Genomic DNA, 24,595 nt, shown 5'->3' with positions numbered 1-24,595 from the left:
GATACGAAGCGCTTGCAATAAGTGTTTTCAAGAGGATGTAAAATGAACCCGGGGCGTGGCGTCCGCATGCCGACCGTCTTTAGCCGGCTCGGTCGCGCGTGCAAGGGGTAGGCCGACGCTGACGCCGAAGACTTCCCGACAGCCCAGGACAGCGGTCGAGCTGGAGGCCTGCGCGCGCAAAAACCGCGCGAACGGATCGCGCGGTTTCTCAGTCCTTCAGGGATCAAACGGTGATTACTGCGTCAGCCGGACCACGAGGCTGCTGGCCTTGTCGCCGATCGCCTTGAATGCGGCGACGAGATCCTCGCTCTTTTCCGCCTGGAAGTAGTAACTGGCATCCGTTGCGCAGCCCTGAAGCAGCGTCTGGCCGCGCTTGGGTGCCTTGAAGGCGACGGTAAAGACCTTGATGCCGTCTTCCCGGGCCTTGTCGCAATAGAACTTCGTGGCATCGTCGGATCGGGTCGCCTGCGCGGCGCCGGTCTTGTTTTGGAAATAGTTGTTCTCGCCATCCGTCATGAAGACGATGTATTTGGTCGGCACGGCGCCACTTTTCTGGGCGTGGGCCTGCAGCTCGATGGCCTTCGACAGATCGCGATAGGCCGATGTGAAGGCGTCGCTGGAGTCGGTTCCCCCCGAGGCGATCAGAGCGTTGACATAGGTCTCCGTGCTGGCGGTGCCCCAGGACAGGGTGCCGGCCGGATCCTGTGCATTGTTGTAGGAAACGGCCGACGTTCTCACATAGTCCGCGTTCGGGTCGGCGGTCTTCAACTGGGTGAGGAGGCTTTTGACCGCCTTCTTCAGCGTATCGATCTTGGAGACGTAGCAGGGCACGTTCCACTTGGATTTCGGCCAATAGGCTTCCTCGTAGATATAGCAGCCGCTGGTCGAAGGGTCCGTCGTGTCCGTCTTCCAGGCCATCGATCCGGAGCGATCGAGCACGAGCACCATGGACAGGGCATTCTTCGTTTCCGATACGCCCTCCGACTTGCCGGTTGCGGCGAGGTTGACGACGCCGCTGCTGAGGAGGCGGGTCATGGCATTGAGTTCGACGGTCAGCGTGGTCTGGACACTGATGTCGTAAGCCTTGGCGCCCGTCTGAAGGGTTTTGGGCTCGATCGAGATCACCGTATTGTCGATCAGCTCCTGGTCTGCCTTCGCCTGTTTGGCGCCGGCTTCGGCTCCGGCTGCGCCGGCGCCATCCGGCACGAGGCTCGACGCGGTGGTTCGCATCGCCGTGACGAGATAGTCGCGCGCCGTCTTCTTGGCCTCGTCCACACTCATATGCTTGTTTGCAAGCCCTGACGCTGCGGCCAGCGCACCGCTGTCGACGGCTGCCTGCAACCGGTTCTTTTGCAGGACGATGTTGGTCGTGTCGACCGCGACGCCGGCACCGAAGAGAACGACGGGAAGGACCATGGCCGCCATCAGCGCGATGTTGCCGCTCCTGTCCTTCAGGCTGCGTCCGACCAAGCCGATCATGCCTGTCATATCCGTCTCCCGCGTTCACGTTCCGCTCGACGATGGTTCTGTCGCCAGCCGTCGCCCCCGAATAGCAGGGCTTCGTTGGCGCTCGCTTACGAGAGACGTTAAACTTTTACGGGCATCGCGGATTTTCATCGCCGGCCTGTCCCGCGGGCGGGACAGGTGGTGCGGAACGGCACAGATGAGGGCGGGGCAGCGTCAGGAAACGGGCACGACGTCGACCGCCTGATCCGTTTTGTGGCTGCCATAGCTTTTGAGAACGCCGATCACAGGGGCGACATCGGAATAGTCGCGTCCGTGACCGACGACGATGTGGTCGGTGCCGGCCGGGACGTTGTTGGTCGGGTCGAGTTCCACCCAGCCCAGCGTCTTGCCGCACCAGACGCGCACCCAGGCGTGCATCGCGTCGGCCCCTTCCAGGCGCTCCTTGCCCGGCGGCGGCAGCGTGCGCAGAAACCCGCTGACATAGCCGGCGGGAATGCCGAGCGCACGCAGCGCGACGATCATGATATGCGCGAAATCCTGGCACACGCCTTTTTTCAGGCGGAAGGCCTCGATCGGGGTGCTGTCGACGGACGTCGCCTTGGGGTCGTATTTGAAATCCCTGTAGATCCGCTCGCACAGGAGACCTGCGATCTCGCGAACCGTCATGCCGGGCTTAGCGAGCCCGCGGGCATAGGCCGCGATCGTCGGATCCTCGGCAAGGCGGGGGCTCGGTGCGAGGAAATGGTGTGGCGAACCGGCATCGAGCGACCAGACGGCACCGATCTCCGCAGGGAAGGCGGCAAGATCCGGCGAGAAGTCGGCCGTCGGCATGGCCGCATCCAGCTGCACCCGCGCCTTCATATGGATCACCAGTTCGTCATGCAACTTGCGAAAAAGGATGGACGTCGCCGGGTTCTGGAAGAAGTCGAACATGTCGGTCCGCTCCTCGGGCACGGGGGAGCAGGTGACGGTGCCGGCCACCAGCCGCTGGCGCGCGGGCAGGGACAGGGGCAGGACGCGCACGATATGGCGCCCGCCGGACACCGGGATCTCGTAGCTGTAGGTGATCTTGAGGCTGATGTCGTAGAGCATGGATCCGCCGCGCCTGTCGCCCCGCCCTGTCGCGTGGCAGAGCCGTCCGTCCCACTCTATGCCCTGTTTGACGCAGCGGCGCATCAGAAAAGCAGCGACCGGAAGAAGCTTGTGACACGTGCCGTCGTGACGCCGGTCAGCTCAGATAGGTCTGGGCGAGAATGTCGGAGAAACGCTCCATGTCCTTCTCGAGATGATCATAGACCTCGCTGGTCATCCCCTCGGGCGTCATCACCGCAAGACCCGAATGCAAGCGTACCGCCTCGCGATAGAAGGGCGACATCTGGCCGTTGGCATAGGCGTTTGGCAGTTGCTCGACTTCGGCGCGGATCTCGTTCAGCTGGTAGAGGATGGACCGTGGGTTGAGCGGGTCGAGCGCCAGGAGGTCGGTCACCGTCAAGGGGGCCGTGTTCACGTTGTAGCGGCGCCGGTGGGTCATCACGCTGTCGCCGATTTCCAGCAACATGTCGAGCGATCCGTCCGGCGCATCCCGGCCGGACATGTGGCCGAGCAGCCGGGTCATATGCATGCCGCGCTCGAGATATCGTCCGATCGACAGAAACCGCCAGCCGGTGAAGCGGTACATGTTTTCGTGCACGAGACCGGCAAAGCCGGCAAGCTTGCGCAGCAGGATGGTCATGGCATGCGTCGCGTCATCGCCGGCTTCGACCGTCGCCCGAAATTTCCGTACCGTTTTCGACAGATCGTTCAGCGCGAGCCAGCCATCGGCGGAAAAGCGGTCGCGGATATTGCTCGCAGAGTAGAGAGCGCTGTCGATATTGGCGACGAGGCTATCGGGCACGGGCTGCGCGCTGTCGATGTCGAGCACTTTCAGATAGTCGGAAACGTTCTTCAGCAGCGGCATTTCGCTGTTGGCATTTTCGGCGAAGCGCCCGTGCCAGGCGCGCAGGATTCGCAGCGCGCCTTCCGAACGTTCGATATAGCGGCCGAGCCAGAAAAGGTTGTCGGCCGCGCGGCTCGGCAGGCTGCCGGGCATGGTGCGGATGAAGGTTTCGTCGGAGGTGAGGAGGGTGGTGCGCTCGACGGGGCGATCGCTGACGATCCAGACGTCGGCTGCGGAGCCGCCCGCCTGCATGGCGATGGCCGCGGCATCCGCGCCGCTGGAAATCCGCGCAAAGCCGCCGGGCATGACCTGCCAGCCGTTCCGCGTCCGGGCGAGGTAGACGCGCAGACTCATCGGGCGCGGTGTAAGCTTGCCATCGACCCAGGCCGGCGTCGTCGACAGGGTGACGACCTCCTGGCCGACCAGTTTCTGCCCCTCATTCTCCAGCCAGTCGCGGATCGACAGCTTGGCGGTTTCGCGCATCGCTGATCCCAGCACCGACTGGCCGTTGTCGTCGAAAAAGGGGCGGGTCGAATAGGCAGGCCCGATAACCATCTTCTCGATGTTGCGCGCCACCTGCTCCCGTTCCGGCTTCTGCCCGCACCACCAGGTGGCGATGCTCGGCAGCAGCAGATCTTCCCCGAGCAGATGATGGCAGATGGTCGGCATGAAGGCGAGCAGCGCGCGTGTTTCCAGAATGCCGGAGCCGAGCGCGTTGACGATCGACACGGTGCCGGCACGCAACGCCGCCAGAAGACCGGGCGTGCCGATATGGGAGCGCTGATTGAGCTCGAGGGGATCGGCGAAGGAGGAGTCCAGCCGTCGCCAGAGAATGCCGACCGGCTTCAGGCCGGCGACGGTGCGCACCATCACGCGCCCGTCCACCACGGTGAGGTCCTCGCCTTCCAGCAGCATGAAGCCGAGATAGCGGGCGATATAGGCGTGTTCGAAATAGGTCTCGTTGGCAAGGCCCGGCGTCAGCACGGCGATGCGGTCATCCGGCGAACGCTTGCGCATCTGCAGGGCATCGCGGAAGGCGACGAAAAAGCGGGCGAGACGATGGACATGGGTCTCGGCGTAGATGTCGGAGAAGGCGCGTGTCGTCGCGACCCGGTTTTCGAGTGCGAAGCCGGCGCCGGATGGGGCTTCCGTGCGGTCAGCGAGCACCCACCAGTTTCCGTCCGGGCCACGCCCGATCTCGAACGACACGAAGTGCAGGAAATTGCCGTCGGCCGGCTTTACGCCGACCATGGGGCGGAGGAATTCCGCGTTCCCGCCGACGAGAGACGGCGGCAGAAAGCCTTCGTTGACGAGCGTGTTGGGCCCGTAAATGTCGGCCGCGATCCGCTCCAGCAGGTCGGCGCGCTGGATGAGACCGCGCGACAGGTTCTCCCATTCGCGCTCGGCGATCAGCACGGGGATATGCGACAGCGGCCAGTTGCGTTCGGAGTTTTCCTTCGTCCCGTAGGCGCGATAGAAAACGCCGGCATCCCGGAGATACCGATCGGCGCGGGCGAAGCGGTTGGCAAGCTCCGCTGCATCCATGCGGCCGATGGCGGAAACAAGATTCTGCCAGACCGGCCGCACCTTGCCGTGTGCATCCACCATCTCGTCCGCGATGCCGGGAAGCGCGCGATAGTCGGCGACCGGGTTGTCGCCCTTGGCGCTCCCGGCGCTCGTGCTACCGTGTCTCCCCTTGATGGCCTCTGCCGTCGGCTTTTGTGTCATGTCGCTTTACAGTCCCGCAGGCCGGCGCAGGTCCAGGGTGAAGGGAAACTCCGGCGAGGGCGGTTCCGGCGCCAGCACATAGCCGCCGGCCGTATGACCCCAGGGCTCGAACCGCGCCAGCCGCCGCGCTTCCGCCTCGTTGCCGTTGACCGGGAACGTGTCGTAGTTGCGGCCGCCGGGATGGGCTACATGGTAGATGCAGCCGCCGATCGAACGTTGCGACCAGGTGTCGTAAATATCGAAGGTCAGGGGCGTGTTGACCGGCAGCACCGGGTGCAGCCCGGCAGCCGGCTGCCAGGCCTTGTAGCGCACGCCGGCGACGGAGACGCCGTTCACGCCCGTCGCGTTGAGCGGCACCGGGCGGCCGTTGCAGGCCACGGTATAGCGGCCGGGATTGGCGGTCTCGAAGCGCACCTGCAAGCGTTCGACCGAGCTGTCGACGTAGCGCACGGTCCCGCCGATCGCACCCTGCTCGCCCATGACGTTCCAGGGCTCCAGCGCCTGTCGCAGCTCGAGTTTCGCCCCCTCGTAGATCACCTCGCCGCAGAACGGGAAGCGGAACTCCAGCTGCGCCTCGAACCATTCCGGACGGAAATCGAAGCCGTTGGCGCGGAGGTCGGCGAGGACGTCGAGGAAGTCGGCCCAGACATGGTGCGGCAGCATGAAGCGGTCGTGCAGGGTCGTACCCCAGCGCACGAGACGGCCATCGATCGGATTTTGCCAGAAACGGGCGATGAGGGCGCGCACCAGAAGCTGCTGGGCGAGCGACATGCGCGCGTTCGGCGGCATTTCAAAGCCGCGGAACTCGACGAGGCCGAGACGACCGGTCGGGCCATCGGGCGAGAACAGCTTGTCGATGCAGATTTCCGAGCGATGCGTGTTGCCGGTCACGTCCGTCAGCAGGTTGCGGAACAGGCGGTCGGTCAGCCAGGGCAGCGGCGGCACGCCCTCGCCGGGCAGCGGCACCTGCGCCATGGCGGTCTCGAGCTCGTAAAGACTGTCGTGACGCGCCTCGTCGATGCGCGGCGCCTGGCTGGTCGGGCCGATGAACATGCCTGAAAACAGGTAGGAGAGCGACGGGTGGCGCTGCCAGTGGATCACGAGACTTTTCAACAGGTCCGGACGACGAAGGAACGGGCTGTCGTTCGGGTTTCGTCCGCCGACCACCACGTGATTTCCGCCGCCGGTGCCGGTGTGGCGACCGTCGATCATGAACTTGTCCGCCCCCAGCCGCGACTGGCGCGCCTCCTCGTAGATGACCGAGGTGATGTCGACGCATTCCTGCCAGCTTGCGGCCGGATGCACGTTGACTTCGATGACGCCGGGATCCGGGGCGACGCGCATGACGTTGACGCGCTCGTCATGCGGCGGCGCGTATCCTTCGATATGGACGGCCAGTCCCAGGTCGCTCGCGGCTGTTTCGGCGGCGGCGATCAGGTCGAGATAGTCCTCGATCCGCTCCACGGGCGGCATGAAGACGCAGAGGCGGCCGTTCTGGGGCTCCACGGTCATCGCCGTGCGCACGGCACCGCCAATCTCGGCCAGCACCTGTTCGTTGCGGTCCTGCTGCGCTTCCGCAGCCTGGAAGGAGGCCTCCGCCATCGCACGATCGGGTTTCTGAGCCGTAGCGGAGCGGTCCGGGCCGACGGGAAAGTCCGGCAGGGAGGCGCGGGGGATCGAAGGGTCGGCCTCGTGGATATAGGGAAACTGGGGCGGCGGGATATAGGGCAGGGCGCCGAGCGGGATGCGGTAGCCGACCGGGCTGTCGCCCGGCACGAGAAAGATCTTGCCCCGGCGCGTACGCCAGCGTTCGCTCATCCACCGGCGACCGGCCGCCTGCTCGCCCGAGGCGTGCGCATTCCAGGCCTGTACGGGCAGCACGAAGCCGGTGGGGACCGTCAGTCCGCGCTCGAAGACGCGGGCGATGCGGCTGCGTTCCTCGGCATCCTTCAGCTTGGAATTGGACGGATCGACATTTTCCGGCAGGCTGCCTTCCTTGATGATCCATTCTGCCGGATCTTCATAGGCCGGCAGGACCATGTCCGGCTCGATCCCGAGCGCCACGGCAATGCCGGTCAGCAGCTTTTCGGCTTCTTCCGGTCCCGCCTTGGTGTCCACGTGCTCGCGCGCGACGAGATCCGGATTGCGCCAGATCGGCACGCCATCGCGGCGCCAATAGAGCGAGAAGGTCCAGCGCGGCAGACTTTCGCCAGGATACCACTTTCCCTGACCGTAATGGAGGAAGCCGCCGGGGGCGAAACGCTCGCGCAGGCGCCGGATCAGGTCGTCGGCCTTGGCGCGCTTCGTCGGTCCGACCGCGTCCGTGTTCCATTCGCCGGATTCGAAGTCGTCGATCGACACGAAGGTCGGCTCTCCCCCCATGGTCAGGCGGACGTCGTTGGCTGTAAGCGCGGCGTCCACCTCGTGGCCGAGCGCGTTCAGGGCGTCCCAGCTCTGGTCGGAAAACGGCTTGGTGATCCGCGGATGCTCGGCGACACGGTCGACCCGCATCTCGAAAGCGAAGGCGGTCTGCGTGTCTGGATCGCCGGAAAAGCCGCCGGCGATCGGCGCGGCGTTGCTGTAGTGCGGCGTGGCTGACAGCGGAATATGGCTTTCGCCCGTGAGGAGGCCCGAGGTCGGATCGAGCCCGACCCAGCCGGCGCCGGGAAGATAGACCTCGCACCAGGCGTGCAGGTCGGTGAAATCCACCTCGGTGCCGGAGGGCCCGTCAAGGGCCTTCAAATCCGGCGCCAGCTGGATGAGATAGCCGGATACGAAGCGTGCGGCGAGGCCGAGATGGCGCAGGATCTGGACGAGAAGCCAGCTGCTGTCGCGGCAGGAGCCGAGCGCCTTCGTCAGGGTCTCCTCGGGCGTCTGCACGCCGGGCTCCATGCGGATGACGTAGTTGACCGCCTGCTGCAGACGCATGTTGATGCCGACCACGAAGTCGACCGTGTTCATCGGCGTGCGGTCGAGGCCATCGAGATAGGCCTGGAGGGCAGGGCCGGCCGGCTCCGGCCGGCTGTAGATCTCCAGGTCTTGCCGGATATCGGCGGGATAGTCGAAGGGCCAGGTCTCGGCGCTTTCTTCCACGAAGAAATCGAACGGATTGTAGACGGTCATGTCGGCCACGAGATCGACTTCGATCTTGAACTCGGTCACCGGGTCGGGGAAGACGTACCGCGCGAGGTAGCTGCCGTAGGGATCCTGCTGCAGGGTCACGAAATGGTTGGCAGGGGTTACCTTGAGGGAATGGCTCAGCACCTTCGTCTTGGAATGCGGGGCCGGCTTCAGCCGGATCACCTGCGGGCCGAGGCGGACCGGCCGGTCATAGGTGTAATGGGTCAGATGATAGATGCTGGCTTTGATCGACATGCGGTCCCCTCGATGACGGATGATGGCCATCATGCCGGGACTGTGTGCAATGCAACGAAATAAAGCAAGGCTGAAAAATCGGCAGGTCGTCTGCTGCGACGGGACCGGATGACGCGCCGTCTCGCTGCCAAGGCAGGCTGCGGTCCGACCGTGATCGACCGGTTTTGTCAGCCTTCGTCACCCGCGCCGGCCCGCTTTGAGCCGCCGGGATCCGGGCCTGCCGTCAGCGGCAGGCCCGGATGTTTTCCTACTCGGGCAGGATGCGGACGGCACCGCGGTCGGCCGAGGTTGCGAAGGCGGCATAGGCCTTCAGCGCCGTCGTAACCTTGCGCTTGCGCTCTTCCGTCGGCTTCCAGCCATAGGCATCCTGCTCCCTTCGGCGCTGCGCCAGCTCGTCTTCGGAAACGCGCAGCGAGATCGTGCGATTGGGGATGTCGATATCGATCATGTCGCCTTCGCGCACGAGGCCGATCGTGCCGCCATTGGCCGCTTCCGGGGAAACGTGACCGATCGAGAGACCGGACGTGCCGCCCGAGAAGCGCCCGTCGGTGATGAGCGCGCAGGCTTTCCCCAGGCCCTTCGATTTCAGGTAGCTCGTGGGATAGAGCATTTCCTGCATGCCGGGGCCGCCCTTCGGGCCTTCGTAGCGGATGACGACGACGTCGCCCGCGACCACCTGGTTGGAGAGGATCGCCTTGACGGACGCATCCTGGCTTTCAAAGACGCGGGCGGGGCCCGAGAATTTGAGGATGGACTCGTCCACGCCGGCGGTCTTCACGATGCAGCCGTCGAGCGCGATGTTGCCCTTGAGCACGGCAAGGCCCCCATCCTTGGAGAAGGGGTGCTGCGCGTCGCGGATGACGCCCTTTTCGCGGTCGAAATCGAGCTCCTTCCAGCGGGCGCTCTGGCTGAAGGCCACCTGCGTCGGCACGCCGCCGGGTGCGGCGGAAAAGAGTTCGAGTGCGGCGGGATTGTCGGTAACGGCAATGTCCCATTGCGACAGCGCATCGCCGAGCGTTTTTGCGTGCACGGTCGGCAGATCCGCATTGATGAGGCCGGCCCGGTTCAGTTCGCCCAGGATCGCCATGATGCCGCCTGCGCGATGCACGTCTTCCATGTGGACGTCGGCCTTGGCCGGCGCCACCTTCGACAGGCAGGGCACCTTGCGCGACAGCCGGTCGATGTCGTCGAGGTTGAAATCGATTTCGCCTTCGTGGGCGGCGGCCAGAATGTGCAGGACGGTGTTGGTCGAGCCGCCCATGGCGATGTCGAGCGCCATGGCATTCTCGAACGCGCCCTTGGAGGCGATCGTGCGCGGCAGCGCGGTTTCGTCGTCCTGTTCGTAATAGCGCTTGGTCAGGCCGACGATGCTGCGGCCGGCCTCCAGGAACAGCTTCTCGCGATCCGAATGCGTGGCGAGCGTCGAACCGTTGCCGGGCAGGGACAGGCCGAGCGCTTCCGTCAGACAGTTCATCGAATTTGCGGTGAACATGCCGGAGCAGGAGCCGCAGGTCGGGCATGCGGACCGCTCGATGGTCTGGACGTCGGCATCCGACATATTGTCGTCGGCCGCAGCCACCATGGCGTCCACGAGGTCGAGCGCGTGGATCTTGCCATCGGACAAAAGCACCTTGCCGGCTTCCATCGGACCACCGGAGACGAAGATGGTCGGGATGTTAAGGCGCAGCGAAGCCATCAGCATGCCGGGCGTGATCTTGTCGCAGTTGGAAATGCAGACCATCGCGTCGGCGCAATGGGCATTCACCATGTATTCGACCGAGTCGGCGATGATCTCGCGCGACGGCAGCGAGTAGAGCATGCCGTCATGGCCCATGGCGATGCCGTCATCGACCGCGATCGTGTTGAATTCCTTGGCGACGCCGCCGGACGCTTCGATCTCGCGGGCGACCAGCTGGCCGAGGTCCTTCAGGTGCACGTGGCCCGGCACGAACTGGGTGAAGGAGTTGACCACGGCGATGATCGGCTTGCCGAAGTCGCTGTCCTTCATGCCGGTGGCGCGCCACAGGCCGCGGGCGCCGGCCATGTTGCGGCCGTGGGTGGTGGTTCTGGAGCGATAGGCTGGCATGGCGTTTCCTCGAGGCGTTGGTGAGGATCGGGCGGGGCCTGATATTCGCTTGGGCGCGACGTCCGACGACAGTTTCGGGGCGTCCTAGCGTAAAACTGCCGTCGCGTCACGGTCTTCTCACGCCAATCCGGTTCGCCGCGATCAAGTTTTCGCGCGTTTCTGCCTCCGCGCAGGCAAAGAGTTTGCGCCCGCACCGCCCGAGGCGGGAACCAACAGGCAGGGATGCCTGTTCATGCTGCGCCCGAGCAAGGTCCGTCGCCTTGCGCGCCGGGCTCCTGCGCATGTTCCGACCTCTCCAAAAGGCAGTCCTCCACGATGACAGTTCCGATCGCCACCTATCGGCTCCAGTTCCGCAACGGCATGACCTTCGACAAGGCCATCACGCTGATCGACCACTGGAAGGCGCTCGGCATCAGCCATCTCTACGCCTCGCCGATCTTTGCCGCGACGGAAGGTTCGACGCATGGCTACGACGTGACCGACCCCAACGCGTTCGACGCGACGCTCGGCGGGCGAGAGGGCTTCGATCGCCTCTCGGCAGCCCTGAAGGCCGCCGATATCGGGCTCATCCTCGATATCGTGCCGAACCATATGGCCGCATCGCTGGAGAACCGCTGGTGGCGGAGTGTCGTCGAATGGGGCGAGCAAAGCCCCTATGCGCACTACTACGATATCGACTGGTCCCGCCCCCTGACGATCGCAGAACTCGGCAAGAGCTTCGACGAGGCCCTGGACGATGCCGAGATCGAGATCCGGCTCGACGAAACCGCCGGAAACCTCGCACTCGGCTACTACGAGAGCAACATCCCGCTTCACCCTTCGAGCTACGGGATGGTGCTGGAGGGTGCGCCAGGCACGCTCGGGGCGAAGATCGCAGCGCTCGCCGCATCCGCCTCCGCACAGGAAGACGAGGCCTTCCACCATACGATGCACACCCTCATCGCGGGCGGTTCGCAGGCTGATCGAACGGCGCTTTCGACGTTTCTCTCCGGCTTGCCAACCGAAAGGGTCAGGGCTGCGCACGCGGCACAGGCGTTCCGGCTCGTGCACTGGAAGACGGCGGCGAGCGATCTCAGCTATCGCCGCTTTTTCGAGGTGGCGGGCCTTGCCGGTCTGCGGGTCGAAGCGCCGGATGTCTTCGAAGCAGCGCATCGCCTCATTCTCGAACTGGTCCGCGACGGCACGGTCGATGGGCTGCGCATCGACCATGTCGACGGTCTCGCCGATCCGGAAGCCTATCTGCAGACCTTGCGCGATGCGGTCGGTCCCGATGTCTATCTCGTCGTCGAGAAGATCATCGAGGGGGACGAGCGCGTGCCTGCGAGCTGGCCGATTGCGGGAACGACGGGCTACGAATTCATCGCGGCCCTGGCGCATCTTTTCGTCGATTCCGCGCAGGCAAAAGCGCTTGATGCGGCGTATACGGAGTTTGCCGGTGGTGAGGACTATGCGTCGATCCTGAAGGACGCCAAGGCGCTCATGCTCGATGTCAACTTTGCGGGCGAGATCAAGCGGCTCGTGGCTTTGGCAGGTTCCTCGGTCGGGGGAGAGCATCACGCCGCAGCGCTGGATGCGGCACTCAAGGCCTTGATCACGGCTTTTCCGATCTACCGGACCTACGGCATGCGGGATGCGATGAACGCGGACGATCGAAAGGTTCTCGATCGTGCCGCCGGCGAGGCTTCCGAAACGCTGTCGACCGACGGGCGCAAAGCGCTCGATGCCATCGTTGCCGTGCTGTCCGGCGCGACGCAGGGGGACGCGTTCGAGTTCCGCAGCCGGTTCCAGCAGGTCACGGGCCCGGTCATGGCGAAGGCCATGGAGGATACGGCGTTCTACCGCTACCACCGGCTTCTCGCCTTGAACGAAGTGGGCGGCGATCCGGCCGAGGAAGAGATGTCGATTGCGCATTTCCATGCCGCGATGCGGCGCCGTGCCGCCGAGCAGCCGCATGCAATCACCACCACGTCGACCCACGACACCAAGCGCGGCGAGGATGCGCGTGCCAGGCTGTATGCCATCAGCGAGGCGCCTGCCGAATGGGCAGAGGCCGTGTCCCGCTGGCACGCCATGAACATCCGCCTGATCACGACGCTCGATGACGGCCCGGCGCCGGAGCCTGCGGTCGAGTGGGCGCTCTATCAGGCGCTCGCCGGTGCCTGGGAAGAAACGTCGTCGGCGCCGGACGCCGCAGCGCTCGAGGCCTTGGCGGAGCGCTTTTCCGCCTATGTGGAAAAGATGCTGCGGGAAGCAAAGCAGCGCAGCAACTGGTCCGAGGTGAACGAGGCGTATGAAGGCGCCGTGCAGGCGTTTGCCGCCGGGCTTCTTTCGCCGGATAACAAGGCGTTTCGCGATGATTTCGTGAGGACGCTGCAGCCTTTCGCACAGGCAGGGCTCGTCAACGGGCTCACCCAAACACTGGTGAAGATGACGGCACCCGGCGTGCCGGACGTTTATCAGGGGTCGGAACGTTCGGATTTCAGCCTGGTCGATCCCGACAATCGGCGCATGCCGGACTATGCGGCCATGGCAGAACGTCTGGAAGCGGCCGACGGGTTTTCTTTCGATGCCGAGGCGCGTGCATCCGGACAGGCAAAAATCGCTCTGACTGCACGCCTGATCTCGGCGCGACGTGCGTCGCCCAGTCTTTTTGAGGATGGCGACTATCAGCCGCTCGATGTCTCCGGGATGGCGAGCGGCAGCGTGGTCGCCTATGCGCGCCGGTCGGGCAATGCCGCCGCCATTATCGTTGCTCCCTGCAAGGTGCTCGGATTGCTCGGCAAGGGCGATCTCAGCAGAGCCTTCGATGCGATCCGGGTCTCCCTGCCGGACGGTCTGGCCGGCCGGTCCTACCGCAATGTCCTCCATGGCGGAACGGTCGAGGTCGGGCAAACGCTGGATCTGCGAGACGTCGACGGCTCACCCTATCTTCTCCTGATCACGGAATAGTTGCCCCACCCGTCGAAATCTCCCGGAACTTTTCGGCATTCGTGGCGTTTGGAAACGCCACGGAGTATGGCCTGAAGAACCGGTCGGGGGATTTGCACGTGTATCATGTCGGCCAGGAGAATGACGGTGGCCCTCTCCAAGAGGGGTCTTCTGGCGACAGCGAGACAAGCATCATCCGAATTGGCGAGAATGCCTGGCGTCGCGAGACGGCAGACAAGATCGCCTTCATGATCGACGGCAAGGCCTATTTCGAGACGTTGAATCGGGCCTTGCGGCTTGCCTCGCGGCGGATCTGGATCATCGGCTGGGATTTCAGCCCCGACATCCGCCTGACGCCGGAAGATCCGGAGAGCCCGACGCTGGGAAACCTCCTGCTGTCCCTTGTCGAGGCCAAGCCTGGGCTCGAGATCCATATTCTCGTCTGGGCGATGGGGCCCATCTATTCGGGCAAGTCGCTGAAGCTTTTCCGCAAGAAGGGCTGGGCGAGCCATCCCCGCATTCATCTGAATTTCGACACGCATCATCCGCTGCGCGGCTCGCACCACCAGAAGATCGTCTGCATCGACGATACCACGGGTTTCATCGGCGGAATCGACCTGACCGCGCGGCGCTGGGACGACAGTGACCACAGGCCGGACCATCCGCTGCGCGTGACGCCGGATGGCGAGGCCTACGAGCCGGTGCACGACATGCAGGCCGCCGTTTCCGGACCTGCCGCGCGCATGCTGGGCGATGTCTGCCGTGAACGCTGGTTCTATGCCATGGACGAGACAATCGTGCCCGTCGACGGGGCGGAAACCGCCTGGCCTGAAACGCTGGCGCCGGCGCTGACCGGATGCCCTGTCGCGATCGCCCGGACCACACCGGCAACGATCGGCAACGAGGGTATCCACGAATCCATTCACATGCTGACCGATGCGCTGACCTCGGCCCAGCATGTCGTCTATATCGAAGCGCAATATCTTGCTGCCTTCGGCATCGCCGATATCCTCATCGAGCGGTTGGCACGGCCGGACGGCCCCGAAGTCCTGATCGTCGTGACCCGGATCTCGCACGGGTTCATCGAGAAGGTCATCATGGGCACCAATCGCGACCGGCTGATCCGCCGGCTGAAGCGCAACGACCCCTATGACCGGCTGCGCGTGATGTATGCCGTCGTGCCGAGCGACGACGAAGACGGGCAGCAGGAGGTGCTGGTCCATTCCAAGCTGGTCATCATCGACGACCGGTTTCTCCGATTGGGCTCGTCGAATCTCAACAACCGCTCCGAAGGCATGGACACCGAAGCCGACATGGCGATCGAGGCCGTCAGCGAGGAACAGCGCGCAGCCATCGCCGATATCCGCTACCGGCTGCTCGCCGAGCATCTCGACAGCACGCCGGATGCGGTCCGCGACACGATTGCACGTCTGAACTCGCTGCATGACGGGGTGGAGGCGCTGAACATGGGGCGGCGCGGGCTTCGGCATTTCGATATCGACCTAACGGACGGCGAAGAAGATCCGCTGCCGGGCACCGATCTCGTTGATCCTGCCGGACCGATCCACCCGATCGATACGCTGCGTCGCGGCGCCAGCGCCATTGCCAGCCGCATTTTCGGCAGTGCCACCTGACGGCCGGCTTGCCGCGCTTCCACACCGTGCGCCTCTCAAACACTGATCGAAACGATCTGCGAACGGCGATGGGCCGTCAGGCAGGCGAGCCTGCATGTCGGCCGTCCATCTCGTCGCTTTCATCTGCGGACAGCGCAGACTTCCTTTTCACGAGGATTTCGCTGATCAGCAGGGTTGGCAGACCGATGGCAAGCGGGATGAAATAGTAGATCACCCGGAAGGCGATGACGGCGGCCACCGATTCTGCACCCGGAAGGATATGCGCGACCGTCGCTTCTAGAACGCCGATGCCGCCCGGGACGTGGCTGATGATGGCTGCAACATTGGCGATGATCGAGACCGAGGCGACCTTGAGATAGCCGGCCTCCGCGAAAGCCGAAAGCATCTGATGGAGGCTGGCTGCGACAAAGGCGAAATTGAGCGTACCGACGACGATCTGCGCTGCGGCGATCGGCAGCTTCGGCAGGTCGAAGCTCCAGCTTTTGATGGTCAGCGGCTTGCGGACGAAAGCGGAGAGCACGAGGTAGACGACAGGCGCGATCAGCGAAATGATGCCGATGGCAAAGACCGCGCTGCGGCTGAGACCGGTCATATCGGCCGCGTCCTGCGGGCGGAGCAGCAGGCTGGCGCCTCCGAGCGTCATCAGGCCAAGCGCAACCGTTACGCCGCAGAAGAGCACGATCTTCGCCACATCCTCGGCCGTCAGGCCCCAGCGGGCGTAATAGCGGTATCGCACCGCACCGCTGCTGAGCGCGGCAACGCCGACATTGTGGCCGATCGACAGGCTGACGAAGGACGCGAGGGCTGTCTTGTAGAAGGGCAGGCGCTTGCCGGTGTAGCGGACGCCCAGCGCATCGAAGCAAGAAAGGCATGCATAGGATGCCGCCGCGAATGCGAGACCGAGAAGCAGGTGCGAAACCGGAATCGCCCGCAAGGCCGTCAGGATTTCGTCCAGCGTATACTGACGCAGCGTCTGGAAAAGCAGATAAAGGGCGAAGAGAACGGCCGCGACAGCGACAACGCGAAAGATAATCCGAAGGCTCATTCGATGGTCGCTCTCTCAAGACGTGAGGCCGAAACCGCGTTGGCAGGCGTTTCTCTTGTCCTGCGCATCGCATATCAGGGCACAGGCGCGACGATCGCGACCGCTTTGTCGCACGGAACGAATTGGCCCCCCATCGGGTTCCCTCGCCATGCCTGAACATCCTGCCCCGTCATTCATCCCCTCGCATGCCGCACCATTCTCCTCCATGCCGCAGCCGAGCGTCCTGTCGATCCTCACATACAATGTCCACAGCTGTATCGGCACGGACCGGCGCATGGATCCGGAGCGCATTGCCGAGGTCATTGCGGCGGCGCAGCCGGACGTGATCGCGCTGCAGGAGGTCGATGTCGGCCGCGCGCGCACCGGTGGTATCGATCAGGCAGCTCGGATCGCCGATGCCCTGAAGGTGACGGCACACTTCCATCCCGCGCTGCATTTCCGCGAAGAGCAATATGGCGACGCCATCCTGACGGCACTGCCATCGCGGCTGGTGAAGGCTGGTCCCATCCCGTCCATGGGCGAGACCCGGGGCGCGCTCTGGGTCGAGGTCGAGGTGGACGGTCGCACCGTCCAGATCTTCAACACGCATTTCGGCCTCGGCCGCACCGAACGGCGACGCCAGGCCGAGGCGCTCCTCGGGGACGCGTGGATCGGCAACGACGCCTGCCGTGACGCGCCGGTCATTCTTGCCGGAGACTTCAACGCCATCCCGTCCTCGGTCGCCTACGGGCTTCTGAAGCGCAGGCTTCCGCCTGTCCGGGTCGGCGACGATCCGGGGAAAGCGGGTGGGAGACGCAGGCGGATCGGGCCGACATTTCCGTCGCGCTTTCCGCTTCTGCGGCTCGATCACATCTTCGTCTCGGAAGACATCGAGACGGTCTACGCCGGGCCCGTCCGCACGCCGCTCTCCCGCATTGCCTCCGACCACCTGCCACTGCAAGCAAGCCTGCGGATCGGTGGGTCGGGAAAGATCGGAACCATCGCCAACCCGACCCGTTAACTGCAGGAATGTAACAGGAAAGGATGAGATCATGCCAAATCGTGACCCGCTTCCGACGCCCGAAACCGATACGCCGCGGGGGCCGATTTCCACGCCGGGGATCCCCGACCGCGGTCAGGACAGTTCACCGGTGCCGCCCGTGATCACACCGGGCGACACGAAAAACCCGAACGATCCGGCGTTGCTGCCGATCGGTGATCCTGCCGGGATTGCCTGACCGGAGCTAATTCGCTGGCATCGTTTATCTCGACGACGATGACAAAAGGACCGCGGCATCTCTGCTGCGGTCCTTTGCGTTTCAGAAGATATGTCAGAGACTGCCGTCGCCTTTGAAATAGCCCGGATATTGGACGAATTCCGGATCCGGCTTGCCGGGTACGGGCGGCGCTGCCTCGTCCATATTGTCGAGAAATCCGTGCGTGCGCATCCATTCCCGGACAATGCGCTGGATTGCCTCGTCGCGTGAAATGTTCTGCTGCCGCGCGTGCGTCGTCAAGGCCGCTTCGAGATCGTCGGGAAAGTTTGTCATGCCGAAGCCTCGCTGTCCGGTGCCGATGGCCAACAACGTGCCCTTGGCCCAAACGTTCCCGCAAGCCACGACCGAGAGATGCTTCGGCAAGGCTTGCTGGACATCAAAGACAGCCTTTCCGCGTATTATGCCGGAGCGAAGCCAGGGCGCCGGACGCGGTGACCGTGCCCCGGCCACCGCTCCTGGAGAAACAGGTGTTACGGCGTGACCGTCAGCTTTGCCTGCATGCCCGCTTCGTAGTGACCCTTGATGTTGCAGAACACCAGGTAGGTGCCGGCCTTCAGGGTCGTCTTCAGCTGGCCGTCGGCGCCCGGCTTCAGGTCTTCGACTTCGCCGAGGCTCTTCAGCTTGCCTTCCTCGACGCGGTGCTTGGCCGTGTTCAGCGGAATTTTCTGGTCGGGCGACTTCAGCCGCACGACGATCATCTCATGCTCTTCGCCGACAGCTGCATTGTGAACGGTGAACACCGTTGCACCCGCCTTGACCGTTGCAGGCTCCAGGCTGAGGCCCATTTCACCGCCGCCTTCGCCGCTTTCCACCACCTTGATCGTGTTGGCGGCAAAGGCCGTTGTGCTGAGAAGAGCAAATCCAGCGGCTGCAACGAGAGAAAGCGCCGAGCGGGAAAAAGAGGTCATAGGATCATCCTTTATCTGAAACTCGCGTCGTATGGGAACGAGCGTCCGCATTCCGACTGCGAGGCTGGAGCTTGGTTCAGAGAGCCTGTCGATCACCCGTCCAGACGATACGAGCGTCAAGGGGAGGGGAATGCCCACCGCACATTGACATCCGGCGCGGCCGGTCAATCTTCCTGACACAGAGCAGACCAACAGACGCAGGCGATCCGGCATCCAGCCGGCGCACATGCGGAAGCATCATGATCGGGGGGACGATGACCAACACATTCGAATTTCTTGCCAGATGGGGTTATGCGGCGCGCGGCGTCGTCTACATCACGCTCGGCCTGATCGCCCTCATCGGTTCTTCGTCCGGTGAAGAGGCCAGCACGCATGGCGCCCTGTCCAACCTGCTTGGCCAGCCGTTCGGCCGGTTTCTTCTGGCAACCGTCGCCATCGGACTGGTCGGCCATGTCCTCTGGCGGCTGGCGCAGGCGCTTCTCAACGCCGACCGCCAGGAGAACAACGCCAAGGGCTATCTGGCGCGCGCCGGCAATCTCGCAAGCGCCGTCATCAACGGCACGCTCGCTCTGGCCGCCGCCCGCCTCGTGCTGGCATCCGGAGACCGATCGGGCGAAGGCAAGAGCCCTGTGGCGTGGCTGATGCAGCAGCCGTTCGGCCGCTTTCTCGTGGGTGCCGCAGGCGCCGTCATCATCGCCGCCGGTGCCGTCCAGGCCTGGCGGGGGATCTCCGGCGCGTACCGCAAGCGTCTCTCGCTGCCGTCCGACAAGCGCAACCTGCTCGGGGGCGTCTCCGTCTTCGGCCTTGCGGCGCGTGGGCTCGTTCTGTCGATCACCGGCGGGTTCGTCCTTTTCGCCGCGGTCGTGGTGGATTCGGGCCAGGCCGGCAGCGTACCGGAAGCACTCGACTGGGTCCGCAACCTGCCGACGGGCACATATCTCTACGCCCTGGCGGCAGCCGGTCTGATCGCGTTCGGCCTCTACAGCTTCATCGAGGCGCGCTATCGCAGCATCGATGCACCCGAACAGGCTGACGTGAAGCGCGGCGTCGCCAAGGCAGCGTCGGCCGTCGACAGACTGTCGTGAAGATAGCTGGGTATCGCGCGCCAAGGCGCGTCGACCGAACGGAAAGCGTCGTGGCGGCCAATCCCTGAAATGCAAAAAGCCCTGTCGAAACAGGGCTTTTGAAGAGGATGGTGGGCGTGACAGGGATTGAACCTGTGACCCCTACGATGTCAACGTAGTGCTCTCCCGCTGAGCTACACGCCCATCCGTGCCGCGCATAGACCACAAACCTTTTTGAGCGTCAACAGGCATCGTGATGCTTTTTTGACAAAAGGAGAGCGCCGGTGCGCGGGGCCGGGCTGGTGACCTGTCAGGCCGCCAGCATCTTGTTGACTTCGTCGACCAGGTCGCGAAGGTGGAAGGGCTTGGACAGGACCTTGGCGTCCTTCGGAGCCTTGCTGTCGGGGTTCAGCGCCACGGCCGCAAAGCCGGTGATGAACATCACCTTCAGATCGGGATCAAGCTCGGTCGCGCGGCGCGCCAGTTCGATACCGTCCATTTCCGGCATGACGATGTCGGTCAGGAGGAGCGAAAAGGGCTCTTCCCGCAGGCGGTCATAGGCACTCGCTCCGTTGTCGAAGGAAAGGACCTTGTAACCGGCTTTTTCCAACGCCTTCACCAGGAAACGGCGCATGTCGTTGTCGTCTTCTGCGAGGAGAATTTTGGGACTCATGGATTTCCAGCCGTTGCTGTCTAGGTCTTCTCTATAGACGGGAAGGTGCGGTCGCCTCATGAAACCGCCATGGGGTAAATATCCCGTGAAGACCGGACGTCAAGACCGGGCGACACGCGAGCCCGCAACCCTCGTGAGGGGCGACTATGGACACAGATGCGGGCAACTGGCAACATGAACGAAGCGGCAAGATGACGACATGGTAAAAAGGATCGCGATGGAGGAGACGGTTCGGGAACACGACCTGTTTTGCGTTCGCGAGCCGGACGATCAGAAAATCCCTTTTGTTTTCAACTCTCCGCACAGTGGAAGGCTCTATAGCGAGGCGTTTCTGGCGCAGTCGCGACTCGATGCGCGCGCCATTCGTCGCTCCGAGGATCATTATGTGGACGAGCTTTTCGGCCGCGCGGTCGGGCTCGGCGCGCCGATGCTGGTCGCGCATTTCCCGCGGGCTTTCCTCGACGTCAATCGCGAACCCTACGAGCTGGATCCGCGCATGTTCGACGGTGCCCTGCCGCCGCATGCCAATATCAGCTCGATGCGCGTCGCCGGCGGGCTCGGCACCATACCGCGACTGGTGGCCGAGAACATGGAGATCTATCGCACCCGCATGCCCGTCGAGCATGCGCTCGAACGAATCGAGACGATCTACAAGCCTTATCATGCAACGCTTCGCCGCTTGATCGCACGCACGCATGTGCTGTTCGGGCGGGCAATCCTCATCGACTGCCACTCCATGCCCGGCAATGTCCGGGTGGCCGGGAGTGGCCTGCGGCCCGACATCATCATCGGCGACCGATACGGCACCAGCGCCTCGGCGGACCTGTCCCGCATGGCCGTAACCCTGCTTGAAAATCTCGGCTTCACCGTGACGCGCAACAAGCCCTATGCCGGTGGATTCATCACGGAGCATTACGGCCGTCCGACGCGCGGTCTGCACGCCTTGCAGATCGAGATCAATCGTGGGCTCTACGTGGACGAGACGACGCTGGTGAAAAAGCCGGAATTCGAATGGCTGGCCCATCTCCTCGGCACGTTCGTGGCCGATTTTGCAGCCCATGTCGCGGGCTCGACAGAGAGCCTGCCGCTCGCAGCAGAATAGATCTTCGCAAGGATACGCGGGGCTTTCATGCCCTGACCGGGGTGGCCCTGACCATTGGCCACGGGCACTGGCCAAAAAAAACCGCGCTTGTCGCGCGGTTAAGTCTAGGGAGGAAACACCCAAGGAGGGTATCTACAGCCACGAGTGACTGTAGGGCGAGTGTGATATTGCGGCGCACCATTGTCAAGACCGTTGGGGCTTGAGTGACGAATCGGTGACATGCTAAGAGACGAAATTTGTTTGATAATTTTTGAAATTGCCGAATATTTGTGCGCGAAATCGGATGGAATGCCACCGTCTGCATATGACATGTGCGTTGTCGGTCACGATTGCTGAAAACTTGTTCTGCAATTTCTTTTCAAAATAATTTCGTCTAAGCATCCTCCATCGTCATCTCGAGGCTCGAACGGGTCGTTTCAGGAGAGTGCCATGCTGCCGGACCGTCTTTTCTTCGATCGCCTGGCCGACGCAGCCAAGGCCGAGACCCTGCCGCGGTTCCGCATGGGGATCGGGGTCTCCAACAAGCTCGAAACCGGTTTCGATCCCGTGACGGAGGGAGATCAGGCAGCGGAACGCGCCATCCGGGCGCTGATCGAGGCGACCTTTCCCGATCACGGTATCCTGGGCGAGGAATACGGCACCGTGGGTGCCGATCGCGATTATGTCTGGGTCATCGATCCGATCGACGGCACGCGCGCCTTCATCTCGGGCCTGCCGGTCTGGGGGACGCTGATCGGCCTTTATCACAAGGGGCGCGCCGTGATGGGGCTGATGGACCAGCCCTTCACCGGCGAGCGCTTTTTTGCCGCCGACGGCGTCACGCACTATCAAGGCCCCGAGGGCGTAGGGACGCTCCAGACCCGCGACTGCGGCGCGCTGTCGGCAGCAACCATGTTCACGACATCGCCTTCGCTGTTCCATGGCGACGTCAGGACAAAATTCGAGGCCGTGCAGGACAAGGTCCAGCTCGCCCGCTACGGCTGCGATTGCTACGCCTTCGCACTGCTGGCAGCCGGGCATATCGATCTGGTCATCGAAGCCGGCCTGAAGCCGTACGACGTCGGCGGCCTCATTCCGCTGATCGAGCAGGCGGGCGGAATCGTCACCGACTGGAACGGCGGCCGCGCGGAGATGGGCGGAGAGGTGCTCGCGGCGGGCAGCGCAGCCGTTCATGCCGAAGCTCTGGCAATGCTCAAGGGGTAATCAGAGCACGAGCATGTCGTCGCCGCTCAGGCTTTCCGTCACGTCCGGGCCTGCGCTTCCGGGAATGAAGGCGTCGATGGCGGCCAATGCCTGCGCGCGGTAGCGATCGTCCTCCTGGAAGACCTCGTGTCGGGCGCCGTCGATCGGGATCAGGGTGGCTGCGCGGAAATTGCGCGCCAGGGCTTCGACGGCAGCATAGGGCACAAGCCGGTCGCGGGTCGGTGCCAAAAGGAGCGTCGGCACGGTGATGCGCGTCAGATGCTCACGGCGCGTGACGCGCCGGATGGCGCGGAAGGTTTCGTGCAGCCAGCGCGCGCTCGGCGCCCCCAGCGCCAATTCGGGATGCGCCTGCGCGATGGCGGCGTTGCGGGCGTAGCGCAGCGGATCCGACGAGACGAGGTTCTGTGGAAAGAGCATGGGCTGCTCCTTCGACAAGGCGAGCGCGCCGAGGCCGAGCAGGCTGACCGCGCCCGAGAGCAGGCCGATCTTGCCGTGGCTCATTCGCTGGTTGCCCAGTGCGACAAAGGGCGCATTCAGCACCATGCGGTCGATGCGCGTTGCCAGTCGCGGTGCCTGGGCGAGCGCCACGAGCGCACCCATGGAATGCGCGACCAGGAAGAACGGAAGGCGCGTATCCGGTAGCACGATCTTTTCGAGGAAGATCGACAGGTCCTGCTCATAGTCGGAAAAGCGGCGCACATGGCCGCGTCGCAGCTGTTTCAAAAGGCGCTCGGAGCCAGCCTGTCCGCGCCAGTCGAAGGTTGCGACCCAGAGACCGCGGGCGAGGAGATCGCCGATCATCTCGAAATATTTCTCGATCGATTCATTGCGTCCATGCAGCAGGACGACCGTGCCCTTGGCGGCGGTGTCGCCGCTGCGGAAGACGGCGTAGCGCAGGCGTCGCCCGCCGGTCCCGGTAAAAAGGCCGACGGTATGGCGTCGTGGATCGGCAGCGGCGGCGGGGATCGGATTGTCCGGTGTCGGAAACAGTCGTGGCGTCAACTGCGTCGCATCCGCGGCCCGCGGGCCGTCCGCCGCGCGCGGTGCGGTCATGGCGCCGGCGTCGGGCTCCTGGGTGAGGTTCTGGCTTTGCGGAGCGGAGGGTGTCTGCATCAATGTTCCGATCGGCGGTCTCGGCATTCGGGTGCGGTGCCGTCGCCGACACCCTAGCGCTTCGGTGTTTAAGGCGGGTGAACGACAGACGAGGCCATCGAACCCGTGATCCTCGACCAGCAGACCTATTTTAAAGGCGGCATGCCGTCAAAGAACACGCGCCCGCCTGGACGTCTTGCCAGCGTTCGCAGGCAAGGTGGGTCCGGGACGAAAAAAGGGCCGGAGCGGCGGGGAACCGCGTCCGGCCCGGAAGGGCGAAACAGGAGCGCAACGGGGACTGCAGCCTTTCAGGGACGATCCGGCTGCGTGTCTTGCTCCTGTTCCGATGAAGCCGTTCTAGCCGAGCACGGGTGAACCGAAATGGAATTGGCTGTTCATCTCCGGTTTATGTCGGTGATTTTGTCGTTCGGACGCCTCTTGACGGTCGAAATCGCCATTCCCATCTCAAGGTCACGGGCGCCGAAGAGGGCCCGGCCACCGGCTCGCCATCGCCGCTTTCGGGATGACGGACCAGACATCGCAACACGTTGCTCGACCAGTGAGGACACCATGCGTCACGTTGATTTTTCTCCCCTTTATCGCTCCACCGTCGGCTTTGACCGGCTGTTCACCATGCTCGACAGCCTCGGCCAGCCCGACCAGTCGCAGAGCTATCCGCCCTATAATATCGAGCGGACCGGCGACAACACCTACCGGATCACCATGGCGGTTGCCGGTTTCGACGAAAGCGAGCTTTCGATCGAGGCGCGGGAACACACGCTGACGGTCAAGGGTGAAAAAAGTGAAGAGCAGACGGCTGAAAACCAGTTCCTGTATCGCGGCATCGCCAAGCGCGCTTTCGAGCGCCGCTTCCAGCTGGCCGAATATGTGGAAATCCGCTCTGCTTCCCTGAAGAACGGCCTGCTGCACATCGATCTCCTGCGCGAGATCCCGGAAGCTGCCAAGCCGCGCCGCATCGAGATCTCGGCCGCCCAAAGCGCACCGAAGCAGATCGAAGCCAACCACGTGGACGCGAGCGTCAACTGATCGACCGCTCGTCGTTGAACGTAGGACGGCGTCCCGAAAGGGGCGCCGTTT

The 24,595-nt window shown here is 63.9% G+C and carries 18 protein-coding genes and 1 tRNA gene; 8 read left to right on the top strand and 11 right to left on the bottom strand.

Annotation, left to right across the window (positions count from 1 at the left end; genetic code table 11):
* Positions 1-234: 234 nt before the first annotated feature.
* From ASG03_RS08930 to ilvD, 5 genes are all read right to left on the bottom strand, one after another.
* Entirely contained in the window at positions 235-1,488 is a 1,254-nt protein-coding gene (locus ASG03_RS08930; RefSeq protein ID WP_062693314.1) for a vWA domain-containing protein, read from the bottom strand.
* Between the two features lie 192 nt (positions 1,489-1,680).
* Positions 1,681-2,559, bottom strand: a complete 879-nt coding sequence (locus tag ASG03_RS08925; RefSeq protein WP_062693313.1) for a transglutaminase family protein — start codon at positions 2,557-2,559, stop codon at positions 1,681-1,683.
* A gap of 136 nt (positions 2,560-2,695) precedes the next feature.
* Positions 2,696-5,131, bottom strand: coding sequence for a circularly permuted type 2 ATP-grasp protein (locus ASG03_RS08920; protein ID WP_062693312.1), 2,436 nt, complete (start codon positions 5,129-5,131; stop codon positions 2,696-2,698).
* Between the two features lie 6 nt (positions 5,132-5,137).
* Positions 5,138-8,506, bottom strand: a complete 3,369-nt coding sequence (locus ASG03_RS08915; protein WP_062693311.1) for a transglutaminase family protein — start codon at positions 8,504-8,506, stop codon at positions 5,138-5,140.
* 247 nt (positions 8,507-8,753) lie between these two features.
* Complete coding sequence (ilvD, locus tag ASG03_RS08910; RefSeq protein ID WP_062475291.1) at positions 8,754-10,592, bottom strand: dihydroxy-acid dehydratase; 1,839 nt, start codon at positions 10,590-10,592, stop codon at positions 8,754-8,756.
* Positions 10,593-10,907: 315 nt separating this feature from the next.
* Between ilvD and treY the strand changes: the two genes are divergently transcribed.
* Positions 10,908-13,541 carry a malto-oligosyltrehalose synthase gene (gene treY / locus ASG03_RS08905; protein ID WP_062693310.1) on the top strand — a complete coding sequence of 878 codons (2,634 nt, stop codon included), beginning with the start codon at positions 10,908-10,910 and terminating at the stop codon, positions 13,539-13,541.
* Positions 13,542-13,639: 98 nt separating this feature from the next.
* The gene (locus ASG03_RS08900; RefSeq protein ID WP_156381776.1) at positions 13,640-15,154 is read left to right on the top strand and encodes a phospholipase D-like domain-containing protein; all 1,515 of its coding nucleotides are present in this window, start codon (positions 13,640-13,642) and stop codon (positions 15,152-15,154) included.
* Between the two features lie 76 nt (positions 15,155-15,230).
* Here the strand turns inward: ASG03_RS08900 and ASG03_RS08895 are convergent, their stop codons facing one another.
* Complete coding sequence (locus ASG03_RS08895; RefSeq protein ID WP_062693309.1) at positions 15,231-16,199, bottom strand: lysylphosphatidylglycerol synthase domain-containing protein; 969 nt, start codon at positions 16,197-16,199, stop codon at positions 15,231-15,233.
* 148 nt (positions 16,200-16,347) lie between these two features.
* On the opposite strand from ASG03_RS08895, the gene ASG03_RS08890 reads away from it, so the two are divergent.
* Positions 16,348-17,199 (top strand): endonuclease/exonuclease/phosphatase family protein, encoded by an 852-nt coding sequence (locus ASG03_RS08890; RefSeq protein WP_062693308.1) that lies wholly within the window; start codon positions 16,348-16,350, stop codon positions 17,197-17,199.
* A gap of 31 nt (positions 17,200-17,230) precedes the next feature.
* Positions 17,231-17,416 (top strand): hypothetical protein, encoded by a 186-nt coding sequence (locus ASG03_RS08885; RefSeq protein WP_062693307.1) that lies wholly within the window; start codon positions 17,231-17,233, stop codon positions 17,414-17,416.
* A gap of 93 nt (positions 17,417-17,509) precedes the next feature.
* Here ASG03_RS08885 and ASG03_RS08880 read toward each other — a convergent pair whose 3' ends face one another.
* Together ASG03_RS08880 and ASG03_RS08875 are read right to left on the bottom strand one after the other, a co-directional pair.
* Complete coding sequence (locus tag ASG03_RS08880) at positions 17,510-17,728, bottom strand: CopG family transcriptional regulator (RefSeq protein ID WP_156379864.1); 219 nt, start codon at positions 17,726-17,728, stop codon at positions 17,510-17,512.
* A gap of 197 nt (positions 17,729-17,925) precedes the next feature.
* Positions 17,926-18,363, bottom strand: a complete 438-nt coding sequence (locus ASG03_RS08875; RefSeq protein WP_062693305.1) for a plastocyanin/azurin family copper-binding protein — start codon at positions 18,361-18,363, stop codon at positions 17,926-17,928.
* Positions 18,364-18,617: 254 nt separating this feature from the next.
* Between ASG03_RS08875 and ASG03_RS08870 the strand changes: the two genes are divergently transcribed.
* Positions 18,618-19,448 carry a DUF1206 domain-containing protein gene (locus ASG03_RS08870; protein WP_162241370.1) on the top strand — a complete coding sequence of 277 codons (831 nt, stop codon included), beginning with the start codon at positions 18,618-18,620 and terminating at the stop codon, positions 19,446-19,448.
* Between the two features lie 108 nt (positions 19,449-19,556).
* Here ASG03_RS08870 and ASG03_RS08865 read toward each other — a convergent pair.
* Together ASG03_RS08865 and cpdR1 are read right to left on the bottom strand one after the other, a co-directional pair.
* Positions 19,557-19,631: transfer RNA gene (locus tag ASG03_RS08865), tRNA-Val, on the bottom strand.
* Positions 19,632-19,737: 106 nt separating this feature from the next.
* Positions 19,738-20,100 carry a response regulator CpdR1 gene (gene cpdR1 / locus ASG03_RS08860; RefSeq protein WP_018327941.1) on the bottom strand — a complete coding sequence of 121 codons (363 nt, stop codon included), beginning with the start codon at positions 20,098-20,100 and terminating at the stop codon, positions 19,738-19,740.
* Positions 20,101-20,317: 217 nt separating this feature from the next.
* Here cpdR1 and ASG03_RS08855 point away from each other — a divergent pair, with 217 nt between their 5' ends.
* Both ASG03_RS08855 and hisN read left to right on the top strand, forming a co-directional pair.
* Positions 20,318-21,202, top strand: a complete 885-nt coding sequence (locus tag ASG03_RS08855; protein ID WP_062475265.1) for an N-formylglutamate amidohydrolase — start codon at positions 20,318-20,320, stop codon at positions 21,200-21,202.
* Positions 21,203-21,631: 429 nt separating this feature from the next.
* Entirely contained in the window at positions 21,632-22,405 is a 774-nt protein-coding gene (gene hisN / locus ASG03_RS08850) for a histidinol-phosphatase (protein ID WP_062693303.1), read from the top strand.
* Here hisN and ASG03_RS08845 read toward each other — a convergent pair whose 3' ends face one another.
* The gene (locus ASG03_RS08845; protein WP_062693433.1) at positions 22,406-23,407 is read right to left on the bottom strand and encodes an alpha/beta fold hydrolase; all 1,002 of its coding nucleotides are present in this window, start codon (positions 23,405-23,407) and stop codon (positions 22,406-22,408) included.
* A 660-nt stretch (positions 23,408-24,067) separates the two neighbouring features.
* Here ASG03_RS08845 and ASG03_RS08840 point away from each other — a divergent pair.
* Complete coding sequence (locus ASG03_RS08840; protein ID WP_062693302.1) at positions 24,068-24,544, top strand: Hsp20 family protein; 477 nt, start codon at positions 24,068-24,070, stop codon at positions 24,542-24,544.
* The last annotated feature ends 51 nt before the right edge of the window (positions 24,545-24,595 follow it).

The sequence above is a fragment of the Rhizobium sp. Leaf341 genome, from assembly GCF_001424325.1.
GTDB lineage: Bacteria > Pseudomonadota > Alphaproteobacteria > Rhizobiales > Rhizobiaceae > Ferranicluibacter.
The sequence above is the reverse complement of the archived record's forward strand: the minus strand, read 5'-3'. Positions and strand labels throughout refer to the sequence as shown.